This is a genomic window from Kushneria sp. Sum13 (assembly GCF_052692355.1).
This window is the reverse complement of the sequence record NZ_CP199847.1, coordinates 2,561,737-2,582,053: the sequence shown is the minus strand read 5'-3', so window position 1 is coordinate 2,582,053 and position 20,317 is coordinate 2,561,737. Positions and strand designations below refer to the sequence as shown.

At 59.8% G+C, this 20,317-nt stretch carries 17 protein-coding genes; 10 read left to right on the top strand and 7 right to left on the bottom strand.

All coding sequences use genetic code 11. The annotated features are described in order from the left end of the window. The first annotated feature begins 252 nt into the window (after positions 1-252). Positions 253-1,599, top strand: coding sequence for a glycerol-3-phosphate transporter (gene glpT, locus ACUN8C_RS12020; RefSeq protein ID WP_445619435.1), 1,347 nt, complete (start codon positions 253-255; stop codon positions 1,597-1,599). Positions 1,600-1,687: 88 nt separating this feature from the next. On the opposite strand, the gene ACUN8C_RS12015 is transcribed toward glpT, so the two are convergent. Then, positions 1,688-2,659, bottom strand: coding sequence for an alpha/beta hydrolase (locus ACUN8C_RS12015; protein WP_445619434.1), 972 nt, complete (start codon positions 2,657-2,659; stop codon positions 1,688-1,690). A gap of 94 nt (positions 2,660-2,753) precedes the next feature. Next, positions 2,754-5,045, bottom strand: a complete 2,292-nt coding sequence (locus ACUN8C_RS12010; RefSeq protein WP_445619433.1) for a FepA family TonB-dependent siderophore receptor — start codon at positions 5,043-5,045, stop codon at positions 2,754-2,756. Positions 5,046-5,290: 245 nt separating this feature from the next. Between ACUN8C_RS12010 and ACUN8C_RS12005 the strand changes: the two genes are divergently transcribed. Next, a complete protein-coding gene (locus ACUN8C_RS12005) occupies positions 5,291-6,394 on the top strand; it encodes a YncE family protein (RefSeq protein WP_445619432.1) in 1,104 nt (367 codons plus the stop codon). A 164-nt stretch (positions 6,395-6,558) separates the two neighbouring features. Beyond that, positions 6,559-7,695 (top strand): YncE family protein, encoded by a 1,137-nt coding sequence (locus tag ACUN8C_RS12000; protein WP_445619431.1) that lies wholly within the window; start codon positions 6,559-6,561, stop codon positions 7,693-7,695. A gap of 134 nt (positions 7,696-7,829) precedes the next feature. Here the strand turns inward: ACUN8C_RS12000 and ACUN8C_RS11995 are convergent, their stop codons facing one another. Together ACUN8C_RS11995 and ACUN8C_RS11990 are read right to left on the bottom strand one after the other, a co-directional pair. Next, a complete protein-coding gene (locus ACUN8C_RS11995) occupies positions 7,830-8,174 on the bottom strand; it encodes a hypothetical protein (RefSeq protein WP_445619430.1) in 345 nt (114 codons plus the stop codon). A gap of 257 nt (positions 8,175-8,431) precedes the next feature. After that, positions 8,432-8,728, bottom strand: coding sequence for a hypothetical protein (locus tag ACUN8C_RS11990; RefSeq protein ID WP_445619429.1), 297 nt, complete (start codon positions 8,726-8,728; stop codon positions 8,432-8,434). A gap of 278 nt (positions 8,729-9,006) precedes the next feature. Between ACUN8C_RS11990 and ACUN8C_RS11985 the strand changes: the two genes are divergently transcribed. The 5 genes from ACUN8C_RS11985 to speB all read left to right on the top strand — a co-directional run bounded on the left by ACUN8C_RS11985 (position 9,007) and on the right by speB (position 13,166). Then, positions 9,007-9,381 carry a winged helix-turn-helix domain-containing protein gene (locus tag ACUN8C_RS11985; RefSeq protein WP_445619428.1) on the top strand — a complete coding sequence of 125 codons (375 nt, stop codon included), beginning with the start codon at positions 9,007-9,009 and terminating at the stop codon, positions 9,379-9,381. Between the two features lie 131 nt (positions 9,382-9,512). Continuing rightward, on the top strand, positions 9,513-10,292 hold the full coding sequence (gene modA, locus ACUN8C_RS11980; RefSeq protein WP_445619427.1) for a molybdate ABC transporter substrate-binding protein: 780 nt from the start codon (positions 9,513-9,515) through the stop codon (positions 10,290-10,292). 36 nt (positions 10,293-10,328) lie between these two features. After that, positions 10,329-11,033: a molybdate ABC transporter permease subunit gene (gene modB / locus ACUN8C_RS11975; RefSeq protein ID WP_445619426.1), complete on the top strand. Its 705-nt coding sequence runs from the start codon at positions 10,329-10,331 to the stop codon at positions 11,031-11,033. A gap of 24 nt (positions 11,034-11,057) precedes the next feature. Next, positions 11,058-12,122 carry a molybdenum ABC transporter ATP-binding protein gene (gene modC, locus ACUN8C_RS11970; protein ID WP_445619425.1) on the top strand — a complete coding sequence of 355 codons (1,065 nt, stop codon included), beginning with the start codon at positions 11,058-11,060 and terminating at the stop codon, positions 12,120-12,122. Between the two features lie 147 nt (positions 12,123-12,269). Continuing rightward, entirely contained in the window at positions 12,270-13,166 is an 897-nt protein-coding gene (gene speB, locus ACUN8C_RS11965; protein ID WP_445619424.1) for an agmatinase, read from the top strand. A 1-nt stretch (position 13,167) separates the two neighbouring features. Here the strand turns inward: speB and ACUN8C_RS11960 are convergent, their stop codons facing one another. After that, complete coding sequence (locus ACUN8C_RS11960) at positions 13,168-14,742, bottom strand: diguanylate cyclase domain-containing protein (protein WP_445619423.1); 1,575 nt, start codon at positions 14,740-14,742, stop codon at positions 13,168-13,170. Positions 14,743-15,066: 324 nt separating this feature from the next. Between ACUN8C_RS11960 and ACUN8C_RS11955 the strand changes: the two genes are divergently transcribed. Continuing rightward, positions 15,067-16,380 (top strand): purine-nucleoside phosphorylase, encoded by a 1,314-nt coding sequence (locus ACUN8C_RS11955; protein WP_445619422.1) that lies wholly within the window; start codon positions 15,067-15,069, stop codon positions 16,378-16,380. 76 nt (positions 16,381-16,456) lie between these two features. Here ACUN8C_RS11955 and ACUN8C_RS11950 read toward each other — a convergent pair whose 3' ends face one another. Continuing rightward, positions 16,457-18,391, bottom strand: a complete 1,935-nt coding sequence (locus tag ACUN8C_RS11950; RefSeq protein WP_445619421.1) for an alkaline phosphatase family protein — start codon at positions 18,389-18,391, stop codon at positions 16,457-16,459. A gap of 173 nt (positions 18,392-18,564) precedes the next feature. Here ACUN8C_RS11950 and ACUN8C_RS11945 point away from each other — a divergent pair, with 173 nt between their 5' ends. Continuing rightward, a complete protein-coding gene (locus tag ACUN8C_RS11945) occupies positions 18,565-19,143 on the top strand; it encodes a histidine phosphatase family protein (RefSeq protein ID WP_445619420.1) in 579 nt (192 codons plus the stop codon). Between the two features lie 52 nt (positions 19,144-19,195). Here ACUN8C_RS11945 and cra read toward each other — a convergent pair whose 3' ends face one another. Beyond that, a complete protein-coding gene (gene cra, locus ACUN8C_RS11940) occupies positions 19,196-20,221 on the bottom strand; it encodes a catabolite repressor/activator (RefSeq protein ID WP_445619419.1) in 1,026 nt (341 codons plus the stop codon). Positions 20,222-20,317 lie beyond the last annotated feature (96 nt).

Sequence of the window (20,317 nt, the reverse complement as noted above, 5' to 3'; positions counted from 1 at the left end):
CTCCTGTGTCATGACCCTGCAGGCACTATAGGGTTCTCACGCCGTGTCCTCCAGAATTCATGTTATTGGGCCAGTTGAATAGGGTCTTAAGGTCAATGAATAAAGGCCCGGCAGGGTGGTCACGACCAAGGTCTCGATAGGGGGTGACAACGAAATGTGACATTTTGATGACAGCGCCGTGACAGGGATATATCCCGCCTGTGGGATACACAATAATCTGCGGCGCGTCATGTCACAGACATCGAGGCATTCATGTACGGAATCTTCAAGGCTGGAAGTCCCGGTAAACCGCTTCCCGAGGCGGATATCGATGGTACTTACAAGCGCCTGCGCTGGCAGATATTTGCCGGTATCTTTATCGGCTATGCCGGTTACTATCTGGTTCGCAAGAACTTTACCCTGGCCATCCCCAGTCTGGTGGAGCAGGGATATTCCCGCGGGGATCTGGGGCTGGCACTGGCCGGTGTCTCGATTGCCTATGGCATTTCCAAGTTTTTGATGGGGGCGGTGTCGGATCGCTCCAACCCGCGCTATTTTCTGCCGGCAGGGCTTTTGTGCTCGGCGCTGATCATGTTTTTGTTCGGTTTCTCCGAGTGGGCAACCTCCAGCATTGCCATCATGTTCGTACTGCTGTTTCTCAACGGTTGGGTGCAGGGCATGGGATGGCCCCCGTGTGGACGCACCATGGTGCACTGGTGGTCAAAGCATGAGCGCGGCGGTGTGGTGTCGGTATGGAACGTGGCGCATAACGTGGGCGGTGGTCTGATCGGGCCGCTGTTCATTCTGGGCATGGCCTGGTTCAACGACTGGCGTTCGGCCTTTTATGTGCCGGCGGCCGTTGCCGTGGGGGTCGCCGTCTTTGCGTTTTTGACCATGCGCGACACGCCACAGACCTGTGGATTGCCGCCGATCGAGAAGTACAAAAACGACTATCCGGAAGGCTACGATGACAGCCACGAGCGCGAATTTTCCGCTCGCGAAATCTTCGTTGAGCATGTACTGAAAAACCGTCTGCTGTGGTGTATTGCGCTTGCCAACGTTTTTGTCTATCTGCTGCGCTACGGCGTGCTCGACTGGGCACCGACCTACCTGCAGGAGGTCAAGCACTTCACGGTCGACAAGTCTTCCTGGGCCTATTTTCTCTATGAGTGGGCAGGGATTCCCGGCACGCTTTTGTGCGGCTGGCTCTCCGACAAGCTGTTCCGCGGTAATCGCGGCGCGACCGGTATCTGCTTCATGGCGCTGGTCACGATCTTTACCGTACTTTACTGGCTCAACCCGCCCGGTAATCCGACCATCGATATGCTGTGTCTGATCGCCATCGGCTTTTTGATCTATGGACCTGTCATGCTGATCGGGTCTGCATGCGCTGGAGCTGGTGCCCAAAAAGGCCGCCGGGACTGCGGCCGGGTTTACCGGGCTTTTCGGCTATCTCGGGGGGTCGGTCGCCGCCAGTGCGCTGGTGGGCTATACGGTGGACCACTACGGCTGGGACGGCGGCTTCGCACTGCTGGTGGGGTCCTGCATTCTGGCCATTTTGCTGCTGGCACTGACGCTTCGCCAGGCACCGACCAAACGCGCTGCATGATGCGAGCGTGACCTCTCTGACTGACCGGCTCCAGGTGAGCCGGTCATTTCATATTCGTCACGTCAGGTTCTTCATGTCAGGTTCTTCATGTCATGCCCGTCATATCAAAGCCGCGCCGCTGATGTCTGAAAGGGTCAGCTTGAGCGAACGCGCCAGCGCGGCACCATGTCCCATCCCTTCAAGCACTTCAAAACGTGCCTCAAAGCCGGGTAGCCGGTCCATCTGTTGTGCCAGATTTTGCATTTGATCGTTAATCTCCTTGTCACTGCCACCGTTGGAGTAGGGGCCGTGGCGCTTGAGTTCGGCGTCGCCGCGCATCAAAAGGGCGCTGCCTGGCTGATCCGACGGCCACTGAAACCGACCCGCTTCCGCAACGACCTGATAGCCATTCCAGTGAAGCGTGGGGCTGGCCGCATACCAGTGATCAAACAGCGAAGGGCGGGTAAAAAGCGCGTGCAGGACAAACAGCCCGCCAAAGGAGTGGCCCCAGATGGCGCGCTGGGACGTGTTGATGGGCAGGTCGCGCTCGGCCTCTGCCATCAGGGTGTCATTTAACAGGGTGATGAAGTCGTCAGCGCCGCCACCACGACGCCTGGGGTCACGATCGTTGATGATCGGTGCCTGTTCTGCACGTTTTGGCGTGTAGTCCCACTGACGCGCGACCACATCAAAGCGCTGATCCGTGTCGTAGCCCAGCGCGATCAGCACCGGCGGCGTGGCGTTATCCATGGCCTGTAAATGCTGCTCGTCGAGTGTGGCCAGTGCGGCATTGCCATCGAGCAGATAGATCGGCGTATAGCCGGCCTCGGGGGCCGCCTTTTTGGGGATGGCCACGGTGATGTGGTAGTGGCGCTGGCCATCGGGACTTGTCAGGCGATGCACCCGGAAGTCGTAGACGCTGGAGCCCTTCTCGACGATGCCGGGCGGCAGCGGTTCGTTGAAATCGGGCCCTGGTCGCGCATCGGCAGAGCGCGCCAGAAGCGCGCCGGGCAGCAGCGACAACAGGGCCGTGGCGCTGGCACCCTTGAGCAGGCGGCGTCTGGTGTCGTCATGGTCGGGGTGCAGTATCATATGGCCTCGCAACGATTCGTGATATTCATGTGACCGCGCCATCGGGCGTTTGCTCCGATGGCGCGGCAATGGTCTGGCTGGTGAAATGAGGCTATCAGAATGAGGCGGTCAGCGATGAATAGATTGCACGGCCCGCTTCGTTGTAGGTGGCGGCGCCAGCGCTGCTGCTGTTGCCTTCGCGGTAGAGGCGCTTGTCGAATAGATTATTGACGCCGAAGCTGCCACGCAGATGGTCATTGAAGGTGTAACCCACATTGAAGCCCACAATGCTGTAGGGCGAGAGGCTGTCATCATTGATGCCATTTGTTGCCTGAGTGCGCGAATTGGGCTGCGAAGGGGCTTCCTGCATGCCGTAGGCCGTCCAGTAGAGCTGGGTATTGAGCCGCTCGCTGAGGGTCCAGTCCAGCGTCGAGTTGAGCGTAAACTCCGGAATGATGGAAAGCGGGTCCCCGGTTTCGCGATCTTCGGACTCGATCATGTAGGTGACGTTATTGCTCCACAACAGACTGTCGGTCAACGGGATCTGAAGGTTGCCCTCGAGCCCCTGCACTACGGCGCGCTTGGCATTGCGCCACTGCAGCACGTCCGTGCCATTGGCGGTTAAGGCAACGGGGTTGAGCCCTGAGACAATCTTGTCCTTGTAGTCATTGCGGAAGTACGTCAGTCCTGCCACCCAGTCATTGTTGCGATACTCGATGCCGATCTCCTTGTTGATACTGGTTTCGGCGTCGAGATCTTCATTGCCGACCAGATAGCAGGAGTTCTGCGAACCGACCGGGCAGCCGTTGCCGCGTGAGTAAAGCAGATAGTTCGGATTGGTCTGATAGAGATTGGGGGCCTTGAAGGCGCGGGCCACTCCGGCCTTGAGGATGACGTGATTGCTGAGTTCCTGTGAGGCATTCAGGCTCGGGCTCCAGTTACTGCCCGCTTCGCTGTGATGGTCAAGGCGCAGCCCAGGAGTAATGATGGTGCCCGGCCGCGGTTCAATGTTGTCTTCGACATAAACGCCGCCGAGTTCGGCACTGGTTTTATCGCTGCCGCTGGGGGCAAAGCCTGCGAGGCTGCCGGTCTCCCCGAAGCTCTGGTTGGTATTGCTGGGGTCTTCCAGCGTATCCCGGTTCCACTCGCCGCCGAAGGTAATGACCTGTTCGAATACTCGGCTGGTGTAGTAATCCGCCTCGGCGCTCAGGCGGTATGAGTTGAATTCGCTGCTGGCATATTCAGCGTCTTCATCGCCACCGCCGATGGTGCCCTCAAAGCGTCCGGCAGTCCCTTCGTTGAGACGGGTATTGCGCGTGCGCTCGTACTGCGCCGTCACCCGGGTGTCCATGTCGTCCCATTCGCCGGTATGGGTCAGGGCAACATTCTGGCGATAGAGGCGGTTGGTTTCAGCGCCACTCTGAGCAAGGTTTTCGGTGAAATCGGTGCGGTTATTGTTCTGTGAATCGCCGGTATAGATATTACCCTGGCGGGAATAGCCCATCTCGAGATCCAGCAGCTGGTCTTCGGTTGCCTGCCAGGAAAGCACGGCATTGATGTCCCGATTACGAACCCCCTCGCGGCCTGCTGATGTGTTCACCGTATTGTCATCAAGGGCGTCTGCGTTGATATCGGCATCATCGGCGTCGGTCTTGTTGGCGCTGCCATAAAGCCGGAGGCTAAGGTCGTCTGTCAGCGGACCTGCCAAATTGAAGTTGGCGCGCTGGGTGGCACCTTCTTCACTGTTGGTGGGCGTGCTGGTGAAGGTCGTCACCGAGCCCATCCACTGCTCGGTAGCGCGTTTGGTGATGATATTGATCACACCGCCGGCGGCGCCGGAGCCGTAGCGCGCCGCCGCCGGGCCGCGCAGCACCTCGATGCGTTCCACCATCTCCGGCGGCACCCAGTTGGTGTCGCCTCTGGAGTCTCGCTCACCGCGCCAGCCGTAGCGGACCGAGTTGCGTGAGCTGACCGGTTTGCCATCGATCAACACCAAGGTGTTTTCCGGTCCCATGCCGCGAATGTCGATCTGGCGGTTGTTGCCGCGCTGCCCCGAGGCGCTGTTACCGGTAAGGTTGACCCCCGGCATGCGGCGAATAATCTCGGAAAGGTCGTTGGCCGGCGGGCGCTTTTCTATATCTTCACGAGTGATGATTGACACGCCCGGCGCCTGTTTGAGCGTCTGTTCGGCGGTGCCCAGCACCACCATTTCTTCCAGGTCATCGGTATTGTCGACGGTGACAACCGGTGCAGGGGCATCGGCTGTGGTGGCCTCGCTTTCAAGCTGCTCACGCGAGTCGCCCACTGATTGAGCCGCAGCCAGGACCGGGCCGGCATAAAAGATGGGTGTAGAAATTGCCAATGCAATGGCAAGCGTTGTGGTTGGACCCGATGTTGAGCGTGACATCCCTTGAATGACTTCCTGTTGTGTACTGTCGATGTAGATGGCTCACCAAACCGGTCTTATTTTCTTTGCGCGTTTAAGAGTTTTTATTCGCAGCACATTGTTACGAAATCGAATGTTAATTATTATCATTTGCAAGTAAAGTGATTTTGGTCTGGTTCAGGCATCATTAAGTCAGGCCCTGTAACGGTTAAGGGCCGCTCGATATAGCCGGCAGGTTTAAACGTCTCAAGGGAACAAACAACATCATGGGCAAGAAAGCGGTTTCACGGCAGGGGGCTGTGCTGGCAGCAGCGGGGGCACTGGTTGCTGTACTGGGTGTTGGCGCCTTCAATTCAGCGTTGGCGCAACCTGAGCATAAAAGCAGTGTTGAAACACACTCCGGTGTGCACATCGCTAAAAATGTCCAGCTTGGCGGCAGCCTCTATGAGCTGGTGTTTGACAGCAACACTCGTCAGGTGCTGGTAGCGGATGCCGGCGGTCGGGATAAAAATGCCCAGAGCTATCTCTATCGTCTGGATGCCGCCACGCTGGACGTGGTCGAGCGCATCGCGCTGACCCAGCAGATTCATGGCCTGGCGCTGGATCAGCAGCGCGATGTGCTTTACATGGTCAATACACGGGGCGGGACGCTGACCGCAATGGATGCCAAAAGCGGCAAGACCATAAAGACCCTGACACTGGTGAGTGACGCTGACCGTGAAGGCGACCAGCGCCCGCCCCAGCCGCGTCTGGCCGCCGTGGATGAGAACAGCAATCTGATCTATGTCACGGGTGTGGCAGATGAGGGCGTGGTGTGGGTGGTTAATGGCGATGACATGACGCTCGCCAACACCTTTAAAAACGTCGGGTCGCGGCCTGCCGGGCTGGCGCTGGATACCGGGCATCATCGTCTCTACGTCACGCTTTTGGGAGAGAACCGGGTCGCAGCGATTGACACCGACAGCGGCGAGGTGGTCAAAACCTTCGATCTAAACGTTGAAGGGGCCATCAATGTTGTTTTTGATCAGCGCCATCAACACCTGCTGGTCACTGGTCAGAAAAGCGGCGAGCTGGAAGTGCTCGACGCAGATACCGGCAAGTCCCTTCACAGGGTGAGTACCGGCGAGGGAGCGCTGGACATCGGCCTTGATGATGATGCCGGGCGCATCTATGTCACCAATCGCGGCGCGGGCACGGTGAGTGTGCTTGATGCAAAAAGCCTTGAGACCATTAAAACACTCGAAACAGGGCCGCATCCCAATAGCATCGCGATCGATCCCGACAGCCACGATGTTTTCGTGACCAATCGCGCGTCACGAGAGGCGGCCGACGATCCGCGTGGCAACTCCGTCACGCTGATTCAGCCCTGACAGGGCTGATCGGTGCCCGCTATGTTGGGCGCCGGCATCAACGGTCCAGCCAATGGGATGGCGTCAGAAGCTGCAGACATGATGGCGATGGTTGAGAATCGTTTTCATTCATGTGCTAGTCTTCCAGGCACATTCAACATCGCATTTTATTGTGGGAATTGTTCATGACAAAAACACCTTCTCGTCGCGCCCGTGTTCTACAGGGTGCGCTGATCGCGCTGGGGCTTGTGACCCTTTCGGCGCCCTGGGCGGTAGCAGGCGAGCAGCCGACTCAACAGCAAAGTGTCGAGCAGCAAGGCGTCTCCGATCACATCGTGGCGCAAAAGGATGTGGCTCGAGGGCTCTACGAGCTGGTATTCAGCCCGTCGCAGCAGTCAATTTATGTCGCAGCGACCGGGGGCTTTGGCAAGGGCGCCAGCGATAATTACGGTGAGGGCGAGGGCGGCAGCATTTATCGACTTGACCCGCAGACGCTGGAAATCAAGGACACCATCAAGCTGGATCAAAAGCCCTTTGGCCTGGCGCTTAACGAGAAAACCCATACGCTGTTTGTCGGCCATACGCTGGACCAGAGCGTGACCGCCATCAATCTGGATGACAACAGCACTCGTCACCTGGCACTGGCGACCAGGGCTGAAAAGGCCGAAGCGAAAAAGAACGATGTCTTTGGTCCCAACCCGCGCCAGCTCAGCGTCGATGAGCAGAGCAATACGCTTTATGTGACCGGCGTGGGCGACAAGAGCGTTTTGTGGGTCATCAATGGGGAAGACCTGACCCTGACCGATACCATCGAAGGTTTCGGCACCTGGGCGACAGGCCTTGCCGTGGATCATGATGCCGAGCGCATCTATGTCTCCACCATGAAGGACAACGCCGTGCGCGTGGTCGACATGAAAAGCCACAAGATCATTGCGCAGTGGCCTACCGGCGGTGAAGGCCCGTTGAATCTGGCCCTCGATGGCAAGGCACATCAGCTGTACGTTACCAATGCCAACAGCGGCAATGTCACGGTGCTGGATACGCAAAACGGCAAGGTCGTAGACACGTTGAAAAGCGGCGAAGGGGCGCTGGCGCTGATGCTGACAGACGATCGTCTTTACGTGACCAATCGCAAGGCACAAACGGTGACCCTTTTTGATCGGGAAAGCCACAAGCTGCTCGATACCATCAAGACTCCGCTGATGCCCAACAGCCTGGCGGCAATCTCGGATGCCTCGGGGGCTTACGTATCCCTCAAGCAGAAACTGGATGAAAGCCATCAGACCGAGGAGTCTGACAGCATCATTCGTATCAAGCCCTGAGCGTTGCGGCGTCACTGAAATGGCGTTCATTGAAACGGCCTCCCTTTGGGGGGCCGTTTTTGTTTTCAGGACATGTATCAATACGCCGGTGATCCGAGCACGTCTGGCATGACGCACGTTATCCAAAAACGGTGTCAGGTACCCGTATCGTCCTTGGTGTCGTGATCGGCACTGGCGCTGCTGTCCGCACTGGAGCCATGTTCATCGCTGGCGCCGCTATTGGCATTCTGGTCATTACCAATGTCTGTATCGCCATCGGCATTGGCCGTTTTGGACCCAGAGAAATCGTCAGTGTGCTTCTGGTTCTCACCACCGGTGCTGTGACCATCCGGCTGTTTGCCCTGGCCTGGATTGATGGCGTTGGGTGAGACGCTGCCCTGCGTCTGACTTTGTTGCTGGGCATTGTTGCCGGTATCCGAGGCCAGTGCCGGGGTGGTGGCAAGCGCCATAACAAAAGGGGCTATCCATGCTGCTTTCATGCGGTCTCTCCTGACTCGGATGGGCTGTTCAAGGCCCTGAGGGGCTGGTGTCAGAGCATCCGGGATCAATCGGAATCGAGGGCGACAAAGCAAAACCTCGATAGTCACACTATAGATCAGGGTAAAAAAAGTGCCTGAAGACATGACAATGTCTCGGGAGAGTAAACACGGGGTGGCCAGAGAAGATCGGCGGGGAGGTTTGAGCGGTTCAGAAACGCAGCACCGAGTGCTGCGCTTTTATAACAGTCAGGCGTTGATCAGGAGTCGGTGTCAGTATCCTTTTCAAGACTCATGTCACTGTCTCTATGCGTTCCCGTTTCCAGCTTGCCCTGGTCCATGTCGCTGTCTGCATCTTCATCGTTGTGGCGCGTCATCTGACCACCATGGTCATCATCATTTTTGTCCGCGTCGGAATGCAGGCTGTCAGAGGAGGTGCTCTGCTGTATCTGACTGTCCTGCATCTGGCCCTTGTCGGTATCGGTATCCGTGTCGTTGGCCAGTACGGGGGTGGCGGCAAGCGCCAATACAAAAGGGGCCATCCATGTTGCTTTCATCGTATCTCTCCTGTCCCTGGAATAAGGTTTGACAGACCCTTGGCCTGGTCATCAAAAGCCTGGTTGGCCCTGCGCTGGAACACAACTCGTTACAGCGCTAAAGCTGTTGTTTTGTACGGCCAGCATTCGTCAAGATATTGAAAGTTAATAATAATATAGACTTAATATAAGTTTAAATTGATGGTCTGGCTCGCTGGCGGACATGGCGCCATGACCTGCGGCAGTGACAGGGCCGTGTTATAACAGCGGCCCTGTTCACTGCGAAAAGGTGAGGCCTCATGGCCATCGACATGTACCGCCCGGAGACCAAGCTGCGCCTGGTCTTCGACAACGGCCTGGTGCTTGGGCCGGGCAAGGTTGCACTGCTGGAGGCCATTAGCGAGACCGGCTCCATTGCTGCCGCGGCAAGGTGTACGGCCATCAGCTACCGCAAGACGCGTCACCTGATCGATGCCCTCAATGGCGCTTTTGATCAGCCACTGGTGCTTTCCAGCAAGGGCGGGGCGGGTCATGGCGGTGCCCGGCTGACGCCGCTGGGCCTTGATATCATCGCGCGCTATCGACGTGTCGAGCAGCAGACCCGCAGTGCGGTCGACACGCACTTCGGCGATCTAAAGTCCTCGCTGACATCTTCTAATGATGAAACGCCCTGAATACCCGCTGGCGAATAGTGCTCAGCTGAAACGGTATTTGAGCCAGACTGTCTCGATGTGCAAATATAAGCACATCGAAAACATGACGCGTCTCGCGCTCACGGCTACCCCCTCAAGGAAGATCGAATTTCATGTTCAGACCCTTCGCTATTCTCACGGCAGCGGCACTTTTGTGTTGCAACACGGCAGGGGCTGCCGAGCGCATTGACGTTCAGGCGGCAGCCTCTCTGACCGATGTCATGAACACGCTGATCGAGCGCTACGAGCAGCATCATGACGTGGACATCGTGCCGGTCTATGCCTCTTCTTCGACGCTGGCGCGACAGATTTCCCAGGGCGCGCCGGCGGATGTCTATCTCTCGGCCAACGAGAAATGGATGGACTGGCTGGAACAGCAGGGGGAGGCGATTCAGGCGCGTCGTGATCTGCTTAACAATCGTCTGGCGCTGATCACATCGGACCAGAGCGATATCGAAGACTTTACGCCGGATGCCGAGCACCCGCTGAGTCAATATCTCAAGGACAATGACCGTATCGCGGTCGGAGACCCGGACCATGTGCCGGCCGGTATCTACGCCAGGCAGGCCTTCGAGCGCCTCGGGCAGTGGGAGACGCTCAAGTCGCGTCTGGCACGCGCCAGCGACGTGCGCGGCGCACTGGCACTGGTCGAGCGTGGCGAGACACCGCTGGGGGTGGTCTATGCCACAGATGCCATGGCCGGTGAGCACGTGCATCAGCTGGGTCTTTTCCCGGCCGACAGTCATGACCCGATCACCTATCCGGCGGCCCTGACCGGCAAAAAGCCGAGCCCACAGGCCCGTGAGTTCCTGAACTGGCTGGGCAGCGATGAGGCAGCCGGTACCTTCAAGCAGTACGGGTTCGAGGTGAACGGGTCGGCGGATGCGAACTGATCGACGCCTGCGCCCTCGCCGCGCAAGGATGATAATGTGCTGACACCGCTTGAAATCGAAGCCCTTCGGATCAGCCTACAGGTCTCCGGTACGGCGCTTTTGATCATTTTGGTGCCCGGCATCGCCATGGCATGGCTTCTGGCCCGTCACGAGTTTGTCGGCAAGTCGCTGCTGGATGGCATCGTGCACCTGCCCCTGGTACTACCCCCGGTCGTGGTGGGCTATCTGCTGCTGGTCGTGATGGGACGTCGGGGCCTGGTCGGCAGCTGGCTTTTCGATCATCTGGGCCTGTCGCTGCCGTTCACATGGCAGGGCGCGGCGCTGGCGGGAGGCATCATGGCCTTCCCGCTTTTGGTGCGCGCCGTCAGGCTGTCGCTGGAAGCCGTGGACCCGCGCCTTGAAGCGGCCGCTCGCACTCTGGGCGCCTCAAGACTGCGGGTCTTTTTCACCATCACCCTGCCACTGGCGGTGCCCGGTCTGGTCACGGGTGCCGTACTGGCCTTTGCCCGGGCGCTGTCGGAATTTGGCGCCACCATCACCTTTGCCTCCAACATCCCTGGCGAGACACGTACGCTGCCGCTGGCGCTCTATTCCCTGATCCAGACGCCCGGCATGGAAGATGCCGCAGCCCGTCTGTGCGTAATCTCGGTGGTGGTGGCGATGGTCTCGCTGGTGGCCTCTGAATGGCTGGCGCGCCGTACCCGTCGGCGCATGGCCGGTCGCGACCGGGGCGCGATATGACAACGACATTGCGAGGCCGTCGCCATGCTTGAAATGTGCCTCAAACACCGTCAGGGCGGTTTTGATGTCGATGTCGATATCACCACGTCGGGGTCGGGCGTGACGGCCCTGTTTGGCCATTCGGGCAGCGGCAAGACCACGCTGTTGCGCATGCTGGCCGGCCTTGATCGTCCCGATCAGGGGCGCGTGGTGCTCAATGAACGTACCTTTGTGGATACCGGGCGCGGGATTTTCATCCCGCCCCATCAGCGTCGCCTGGGCGTGGTCTTTCAGGAGGCGCGGTTGTTTCCACATTACCGGGTTCGCAGCAACCTGACCTACGCCCGGCGCATCACGCGTGGGGAAGCGTTTGATCGTATCGTGTCCCTGCTGGGTATCGAGGCGCTGCTGGATCGCATGCCGGGCGCACTCTCCGGCGGCGAGGCGAGACGGGTCGCCATCGGGCGGGCGCTGCTGGCCGAACCGGACATGCTGCTGATGGATGAGCCACTGACCGGTCTGGACGGCGCGCGCAAACAGGAGCTTCTGGACTACATCCTGCGTCTGACCCGTGAGATCGACCTTCCCATTTTATTTGTCAGTCATGACCCCGAGGAGCTGATGGCCGTGGCCGAGCAGCTCGTGGTACTGGATCAGGGGCACGTTGTTGCCAGCGACCGGCTGGAAACGCTGCTGTCACGCGGCGACATGACGCCCTGGCTGGGCGGGTTCGAGGCCAGCTCGCTCTTGCAGGCGCAGGTGTGCTCGCACGATCATCACTATCACGCCACGCGGCTGATCCTGGGGGATGGGCAGCGCCTGACGCTGCCGCTGCTGGACCGGCCCGAGGGAAGTGTCCTGCGGGTGCGGGTGCGCCGTCGGGAGGTGGCCATTGCGCTGTCGCATCAAAAGGACAGCAGCGTTCGCAACCAGCTTGAGGCCGTCGTTTCCGCCATCACGCCAGGGGCCCCCGGCACGCTTGAGGTGACGCTGGCACTCGGTGATCAGTCGCTTTCGTCACGCATCACGCTTGAGGCCGGCGATGCGCTCGGGCTCAAGCCCGGCATGACCATTATCGCGCTGATCCGAAGCGTCAGTCTTGCCGGCTGACATCGCCATTTCCGCTGATCTCTGACTACCCTGAAACAAACGCGATGGCGTATCCCGTGAAACCGTTGACCCATCAGGGGACCGGCCTCAGGATGCGCCTTTTCGTCATCACCTTTTGTGCGTTGTACGTTGAAACAGGGGAATGTCATGTTTGGTCTGCCGTATCAGGGTATTGCCACCTTCTTGAAAGCGCCGCAGGACAGCACGCGGCCCTTTGCTTTTCTGGGGCTGCCCTATGACTGCTCGGTCACCTTTCGCCCGGGGGCGCGGATGGCGCCCAATGCCCTGCGCCGGGCCAGCATGATGCTGACCGACGGTCGTCATCCCGAGTTCGAAACCGACCCCTGTGCGCTGGTCAGCGATCTGGGCGATCTCGATATCATGCAGGTCGGCCAGCATGACGCCCTGCGGCGCATCGAAGCCGGCGTCATGGCGGCATACGAGCAGGCGCCCGGGCAGACACTTCTGTGTGCCGGCGGTGATCACATGACCACCCTGGGCGTGCTGCGCGCGCAGCGTCGCCTTCAGGGGCAGCCGCTGTCGCTGATCCACTTCGATGCTCACTGTGATACGTGGGCCAGCCACTTCGGGGATGATATCGGCCATGGCACCTTCTTGCGCAATGCCATCGACGAGGGGCTGGTCGCACCGGAGCGTACCCTGAGTCTGGGGCTTCGCTCGCCGGTCGAGCCATCCACGCGGGACTGGCTGTCCGAGCAGGGCGGGGAGTGGCTGAGCTCGAGGGCGCTGATGCGGCTGGGCGGTGAGGCGCTGGCGCAAAAGGTGCGTGAGCGCATGGGATCATCCCCCATCTACATCACCTTTGATATCGATGTACTGGACCCGGCCCACGCGCCTGGCACCGGAACCCCCGAGATCGGTGGCATTACCACCATGAAGGCGCTGGAGCTTCTGGAAGCCCTGCGGGAGTTCAATCTGATCGGCATGGATGTGGTGGAAGTATCGCCGCCCTATGATCCGCAGGAGATCACGTCACTGGCAGCGGCCACGCTTTTATGGACGTTTATCGCCATGCGCGGCTGACTCAGGTCGGGGTGGCACAGCCCACGGCATTGCGGCTGCCTTTCTTGACCTGATAGAGCGCTTCGTCAGCCTGTTTGATCAGGATCTCGCCCGGCAGCGGATGCTCGGGCGAGGAAATGGCCACACCGGCACTGATGGTCACGTACCTGTGGGTCGGCGAGGGCTCATGAGGCAGGCACTGGGCCTCCATGGCCGTACAGACCCCGCGGGCGATGTCCATGGCACGGTCCAGATCGAAGTCGGGCAGCACGATCACGAACTCCTCACCGCCGATGCGGGCCACCAGATCCGATTCGCGCTGAAAGATGTCGCTGAGCGTCTCGGCGATGGTCTTGAGGCACTGGTCGCCTTCCGGATGGCCGTAGAAGTCGTTGTAGAGCTTGAAGTGGTCGACATCGATCATGATCAGCGCGACAGGGCGGTCGAGGCGATGGGTCAGGGAGAGAATGCGCGGCAGCTGACGATCCAGCAGGCGCCGGTTGCCCAGCCCCGTCAGCGCATCACGATTGGTCAGTGCCTTGAGGTGCGCGTTGCGCTCGTTGAGCTCCTTGATGAGCGTTTGAAATTCGCGTGCCATGACGCCCAGTTCATCACCGCGCGCCTGCAGCCAGGAGGGCGGTGACTCCAGATGCTCACCCGGTGCCTGACGCAGGGCCATGGCGTAGCGGGATAGCTCGGCAATCGGGCGCAGCACAATGGTTCGAAATACCCACAGCATGAGCATCATGAGCGCCAGCAACAGGCCCATGGCGCCCAGCATGGTCAGGTTGAAGCGCTTGATGCCGTCTCTCAGGCTCTCACGATCCAGGCGGGTACTCATGACCACCAGATAGCCGGGGGTGGCACTGTCCCGTGACAGCGTCAGGCGCAGGTTGTCGTCGCTGGTGGAATCGATATCGACGGCCGTCGGATCAGTATCGGTATTGAGGTCTTGTCGAACGGCAGACAGCGTCAGGGTCGAGGTGTGGTCCGCCGGGTTGGGCTGCCACTGCCCGGGCAGAAAACGTACCAGTGTCAGTTTGCCCGACAGCAGCGGGCTGTTCTGGCGTGCGATGGGCCAGGTGCTGAGCAGGGCAAATTCAGGGCTGACGCCGATGCGGGGTGTGGTATCGGTAACGGGCAGCTGTCTTTGAATCTGGCGCACCTGCTCAAGGGTCCACAGGCACGGGCCTTCCGGTCTGGCACAGGATGTAAATTCACCGGTGACCGGATTGCGACCGGCCACCCGGACAACACCGTCATGGCTATTGGTGATCAGCATCATGTCGGCATCGCGATCGGCGAAGACGGCAGAGGTGATGTGGGTCTCTGGAAAGTCTGGCAGCTGGCCTGCCATGAATTTGCGGGTACTGACCCAGCTGGCCCATTGCCAGGCCATGTCACTGAGGGTGCGAGCATTGTGGTCAATGCTTTTTTGCAGCGCGTTGGCGTAGACGTGGGCGCTCTGGCGCTCCTCGCTGATCAGGTTGGGAATCATCAGCTGGTGCAAAATGAAGACCAGGATGCCCATGACCAGCACCAGCATGACCGACAGCGTGATGATGAATCTGTTGCGCAGCGAATTCGGATAGGGCATCGACATTTCCGGCGGATGCAGGCAGAGAGCGCTGGAAGGCGCCAGACCTGATGATCCCTGTTTTTAACGGCGCCCTGACCACAAACTTTACGACGTGTCTGGAGACGTACGGCTTTGGTCAACGCGTGCTGTCGGCCTGAAGGGCATGGCAGACCAGGCGCGTAGAAGAGCGAACAGATATTGTCCATTAATTTTAATTAAATTAGTCGGCCTTGTCACTGCTGAAGGGGCGGGCAGGATTCTGCGCATCTGCTGGACGCCATATTGCCCGGCGAGCGGATGTGAGATGATCACGGCCATCTCGATGAAACAGCAGGTTACGTCATGATTGATCCCCGTTTACTGGCAGCCACCCTGTTGATCCTGCCGCTGTCGCTTCCCGCACAGGCCGATACTCAAGAGGCTGGCCAGGACAAAAACGCCGGTGCTGCGCAAAAAACCGCGGCGCCGGTCACAGATGGTGCCACCTCCACGGATGTGTCGTCTGATGAGACGACATCGACCAGTGCTGACAAGCGCGCAGACGATAAAGTCGCTGGTGAAACGAAAGCAGCCGATGAGGGCCCGCGCCATGTTCGGGCGATGGTCATCACCACCTTCGGTCCCGAGCGCAAGGTCTGGGCCGAGAAACTGGCACCGATGCAGGACATCACCGTTCCCGGGCTGCACGGCTCGTTTGGCAACGTCAGCTGCAACGATGACGATGTGTGTCTGATGACCACCGGCAAGGGCTATGCCAATGCCGCGACCTCCATCTCGACACTGGCGTTCTCACCGGAGTTTGATCTGTCCGACAGCTGGTTTCTGGTGTCGGGTGTGGCCAGCATTGACCCGCATCAGGGAACGCTCGGTACGCCCACCTGGCCGCGCTATCTGGTGGATTTCGGTATTCAGTGGGAGCTTGATGCCCGTGATATTCCCGACGGCTGGACCACGGGCTATCTGAGCATCAATACCCACACGCCTACCCAGGATCCGCATCAGGAGTACGGCACCGAGTTTTATCACCTGGATGATGCGCTCGTGGATCGGGCCGTGGCACTGTCAAAAGGCGTTGAGCTTGCCGACAGCGACAACGCAGCGGCCTATCGCAAGCACTATGACTATGCGCCCGCCAACGAGGCCCCGAGCGTCGTACAGTGTGACAGCGTTTCCAGTGACACCTGGTGGTATGGCAATCGGCTCGCCGACCGTGCCAGCCAGCTGGGTAAGCAGGTGGCCGGTGACAAGGCCAGCATCTGCACCGGCCAGCAGGAAGACAACGCCATTCTCACGGCGCTCAAGCGTGCCGATGAGGCAGGGCGCCTTCAGCGTGAACGTACTGTTGTGGTGCGCGTTGGTTCCAGCTTCAATCGCCCCTACGAAGGGCTTTCCGATGCCGATGGCCTGACCGGCTACGCCAAGCAGGGCGGCTATACGCCGGCGCTGACCAACATGGTGCGCGCGGGCTATCCCCTGATTGAATCCATCGTGACTGACTGGGACGACTGGAAAGAGGGTGTACCGAAAAAGGCGGAGCAGGCGCCATCCTCGTCTGACAAGGCGGCCTCTTCCGAGCAGGATGCGCCATCAGAAGATGGCATCAGTCAAAAAAGCGATGCGCCGGCTGGTGACGACAAGGGCGACGCCTCGAACTGATTCCGTATCGGGGCCGGCTGGCCTGACAGCGCCCGGCGAATGCCGGGCGCTGTCAGGACCAGGCTCGGCCGGCAGGTTATCTGTCATCGCGTTCAAAGCGCACATCATGATTATCGCCGCCCAGCTGAATGATCTCCCGGGGCCGCCCCTGGTCGTCCAGATAGAGCAGACCGATACCGGCCTTGTTGACCAGCCGCTCACCCGGAGAGCGGTTGTCGGGCTGGCGCGGCTTGATTCGCATGTGACGGCGCTTGGTCAGCCAGTTTACCGGAGAGCGGGCTGCAAACAGCCAGCGATTGATCCGGTCAAGCACGTCGAGCAGGGTGTTCGGGAACTCGTTACGAATGCCGCTGCTGGTCACCTGCCAGATACTGGGGCGCTGATGCTGTCCTCGCAGCTGCACGTCATAGGCAAAGCTGTAATGCACATCTCCCGACAGGACGGTGAAATTTTTCGGGGTGTGTCGATGTCGAAAGATGTTGAGCATGACGTGGGCGGCACCGCGATGGGACATCCAGTTCTCGGCGTCCACCAGCAGGGGGCGGTTGAGCCAGACAAAGACGCGCTGCACGGTCTCGATCAGCTTGACGCCAAACACCGGTGCGGCTGAAACCATTATGACGGCGTCGTGTCCCATGAGCTCCTGCTGCAGCTCGGTCAGTGCTTCCCAATCCATCAGTCCCGACGGTTTGTGCGGAGCACGCTCGTTTTGCCAGCGGCGTGTTCGGGTGTCCAGTATGACCATGGCAGGCCGGGTGGGCAGGGTGTAATGCCAGTGGTCAAAGTCCAGCAGGGCATCGATCAGGGCGTCATGGTCGCGTTCTTCCCGGGTTTGAAGGTAAGTCTGAAGGTGCGCCATGAGGTCACCTTCGAAATGTTTGGGCGCATTGCCCCAGCCCTGGCAGATCAGATAGCCGATCATGGCGTTGCCCATGATGCGTCTTGAAAAGGGATGCCCCAGCGCTGCCTCTTCCCACTGTGCGGTCAGATTCCAGTCATCGGTCACATCGTGGTCATCGAAGATCATCCAGGTCGGCAGATGGGCCAGCACCCGACGTACCGCAGGCAGCTCGTCAATGAAGTGCTCAAGCGCCCGATGCTCCTTTTCAAAGCGCGCGGCGGCCTTGTTCTCCAGCGCCGGTGTCTTGATGTCGATGAGCTGCCAGGCAATGGGGGACCAGACCAGCAGGTACATGGCCAGTATTTCGCTCAGGCTGATGAGATGGTTATCGGCGCCTGCCGCGGTAAAGATCGGTTTTTTCTTGCCGCGAAAGAAATAGCGCTGCAGCAATCGGTTCTCGGCCGTGGCCGGCAGCAGGCGATTGCGCTGATAAAGCCAGGGGTCCTGTAAAAGGGTGCGGCTGTCGCTGATTTCGGCCGATTCAAAACGTTCGTGATAAAGCCCCAGTCGCGCCACCAGCGCATTGATGGCCAGCAGCATGGGGCCGGCGACATCGTCGGCATAGATCTGATCACCGCTCATCATCAAAAGCGATGGCCACTTCTCGGGCGTCGCGCGCTGGCCGTGAAGCTGCCGGTCCAGCCGAGCCAGACCGTCGGGCGCATCATGATGTGGCCGGCGACACGAGCCGTGGGCAATGGAGGCAAGCGTCATGGCATGACGCACGGTCAGAAGGGTTTCTCCGTCATGACACAGCTGTGGTGCCCAATCGGCAATGCCGCGATACTGCCCCTCGCTTTCGATCAACAGGTCGTAGTGGAAGATCTCGCCTTCATCGAGCGCCGGGCACAGGGCCACATCGATCATGTGGACCACGGCATGTTCACCGATACGCAGCTGCTGACACTGCTGCTGATCAAGGGGCAGGCGGATCGAGCGCTCCACGGAGCGCTCAAGCACCAGCGTCAGTGCCAGCGTTTTTGAAGCCACCAGCCACAGGGTCATTCGCTCGGGCAGCAGGCGGCGCAGCATGGGTCCCGCAATAACCTCGGGCAGGGCGTGCAGAACAGGCGTTTTTGATACCACTTTTTCAGGTGCAGATGTCGACATGCTCACCACAATGACGCTGTAGATTAAGGGGCCTTGAACGTGACAACGGCAAAGGCGATAACGACCGGTCACAAAAGGCAATAATATTGCGCGAGCCTGAATGGGCGTGGTAGTGGCTATACTCTGCCAATTAGAATTAATTTCAATCAAGTTTTGGTGTGGAGCAGCGGGGCATGAAGATCATCCTGATGCGGCATGGGGCGCCGCGGGTGCGTTTTGACGAAAAGATGGCCGCTGCTGATTTCAGAGACTGGGTGGCCCGCTATCAGCTGGCGGGCCTTGATGAAGTCACGCGCTGCGACCGGGCCCTGTCGATTGCCCGGGAGTGTGCCGCCGTGGCCTGCAGCGACCTGCCACGCTCGCTGGAATCGGCGCTGCGTCTGGAGGCGGGCAACATTGTCTACAGCGACCCCCTGATGCGCGAGATTGACCTGCCTCACGGCAGCGGGCGCTGGCCGACGCCGCCGCTGCCGACCACCTTCTGGCTGGTGGCCTTTCGTGCGCTGTGGCTGATGGGCTATCACGGCAATGCCGAAGGGCGTCGCGCGGTCTTTCATCGCGCCGATGCTGCGGCCAACAAGCTGGTCGAACTGGCCCGCGAGCACTGCTCGGTGCTGTTTGTCGGCCATGGCATGATCAACCACCTGCTGGCGCGCGAACTGCTTGCGCGTGGCTGGCAGGGACCCAAAAGACCCGGTCGTGCCCACTGGCAGTACGGCGTGTATGAATATCAGGGCCAGGCCATTGCCTGACCTGGCCGAACCCTGAAGGCCTCGATTCTCTCCTAAACCCTCTTTGAGCTGCTCAGTCCCGGCGAATCAGGGTGCGCTCGATTTCGATCGTCCCGGGACTGAGCCGGCCGTCGATGGCGTCCAGTACGCTGGACAGTGCCAGCGCCGCAATACGTTCAAGATCCTGCTGCATCGAATTGACCCTGAGGGGCAGAAAATCCAGCAGCCGGTCGTTGCCAAAAGTGGCCATGCGCAGAGGGTGTTTTTGTAGCCTCTCCATCGAATACTTCGTCAGCAGCACGTCCAGTGCGCCTTCCAGCAGCGTATAGGAGGCGGTCACCAGCGCCTGTGGCATGTCATGATGCTCAAGATGCGCCTGCATGAGCGCCATGCCGGTCTCGCGGTCATAGCGCGCGCCGCAGCGGTGATAGGCACGCGGTGGCTGTGCGTTGCAGGCGGCGATCGCCGCCATGAAGCCATCACGACGCTCGAGGGTATTGGCAAGCCCTGGCAGGGCATCCAGCCACAACACCTCCTGTACCTGCGAAGCCTGCCCTTGTGGACCTTGTGGAAAGAGTACCGACGCCGTCAGGGTCATGGCGGTCTGGCGATTTTCGCTGATGATGCAGGGCATCAGCGTGTCATCGAGTGCGCGGTCAACGGCCACCACCGGCATGCCGGCGCCGATCAGGCGCTGATAACGGCTGTCGCCCGGAGGCAGGCTCGAGGCCACGATCAGGGCATCACAGCGCCGGGCCCGCAGGGCACTGAGCAACTCTCGCTCGGTGTCCGGATCATCATTGGAGCTGACCATCAAAAGCTGATAGCCCGCACTGCGTGCCCCCTGTTCCAGCAGTTTGGCAAGCCTTGCGTAGCTGGTGTTTTCAAGATCCGGCAGGATAAACCCCAGCGTGCGACTGACCCCGCGGCGCAGGGCGGCGGCCTGGGCATCCACCCGGTAGCCGTGCTCCTCGATCACCGCCATGACGCGCTTGACCGTCGCCTCGCTGATGCGGTGCTGGCGTGACTTGCCATTGATGACGTAGCTTGCTGTCGTCCGTGATACGCCCGCCAGGCGCGCAATCTCTGCAAGCGTCATGATGTTGTTTCCCGATATGAAAGGCAGGAGTCTGTCAATACGACGTGGGTCCATGCCATTGGTGCTTGATTCACCGGTTAATCTCTTTCAGCATTA

Coding starts and splice junctions, on each gene's coding strand:
- glpT (WP_445619435.1), top strand. CDS start 253: ATGTACGGAATCTTCAAGGCTGGAAGTCCCGGTAAACCGCTTCCCGAG.
- ACUN8C_RS12015 (WP_445619434.1), bottom strand. CDS start 2,659: ATGATACTGCACCCCGACCATGACGACACCAGACGCCGCCTGCTCAAG.
- ACUN8C_RS12010 (WP_445619433.1), bottom strand. CDS start 5,045: ATGTCACGCTCAACATCGGGTCCAACCACAACGCTTGCCATTGCATTG.
- ACUN8C_RS12005 (WP_445619432.1), top strand. CDS start 5,291: ATGGGCAAGAAAGCGGTTTCACGGCAGGGGGCTGTGCTGGCAGCAGCG.
- ACUN8C_RS12000 (WP_445619431.1), top strand. CDS start 6,559: ATGACAAAAACACCTTCTCGTCGCGCCCGTGTTCTACAGGGTGCGCTG.
- ACUN8C_RS11995 (WP_445619430.1), bottom strand. CDS start 8,174: ATGAAAGCAGCATGGATAGCCCCTTTTGTTATGGCGCTTGCCACCACC.
- ACUN8C_RS11990 (WP_445619429.1), bottom strand. CDS start 8,728: ATGAAAGCAACATGGATGGCCCCTTTTGTATTGGCGCTTGCCGCCACC.
- ACUN8C_RS11985 (WP_445619428.1), top strand. CDS start 9,007: ATGGCCATCGACATGTACCGCCCGGAGACCAAGCTGCGCCTGGTCTTC.
- modA (WP_445619427.1), top strand. CDS start 9,513: ATGTTCAGACCCTTCGCTATTCTCACGGCAGCGGCACTTTTGTGTTGC.
- modC (WP_445619425.1), top strand. CDS start 11,058: ATGCTTGAAATGTGCCTCAAACACCGTCAGGGCGGTTTTGATGTCGAT.
- speB (WP_445619424.1), top strand. CDS start 12,270: ATGTTTGGTCTGCCGTATCAGGGTATTGCCACCTTCTTGAAAGCGCCG.
- ACUN8C_RS11960 (WP_445619423.1), bottom strand. CDS start 14,742: ATGCCCTATCCGAATTCGCTGCGCAACAGATTCATCATCACGCTGTCG.
- ACUN8C_RS11955 (WP_445619422.1), top strand. CDS start 15,067: ATGATTGATCCCCGTTTACTGGCAGCCACCCTGTTGATCCTGCCGCTG.
- ACUN8C_RS11950 (WP_445619421.1), bottom strand. CDS start 18,391: ATGTCGACATCTGCACCTGAAAAAGTGGTATCAAAAACGCCTGTTCTG.
- ACUN8C_RS11945 (WP_445619420.1), top strand. CDS start 18,565: ATGAAGATCATCCTGATGCGGCATGGGGCGCCGCGGGTGCGTTTTGAC.
- cra (WP_445619419.1), bottom strand. CDS start 20,221: ATGACGCTTGCAGAGATTGCGCGCCTGGCGGGCGTATCACGGACGACA.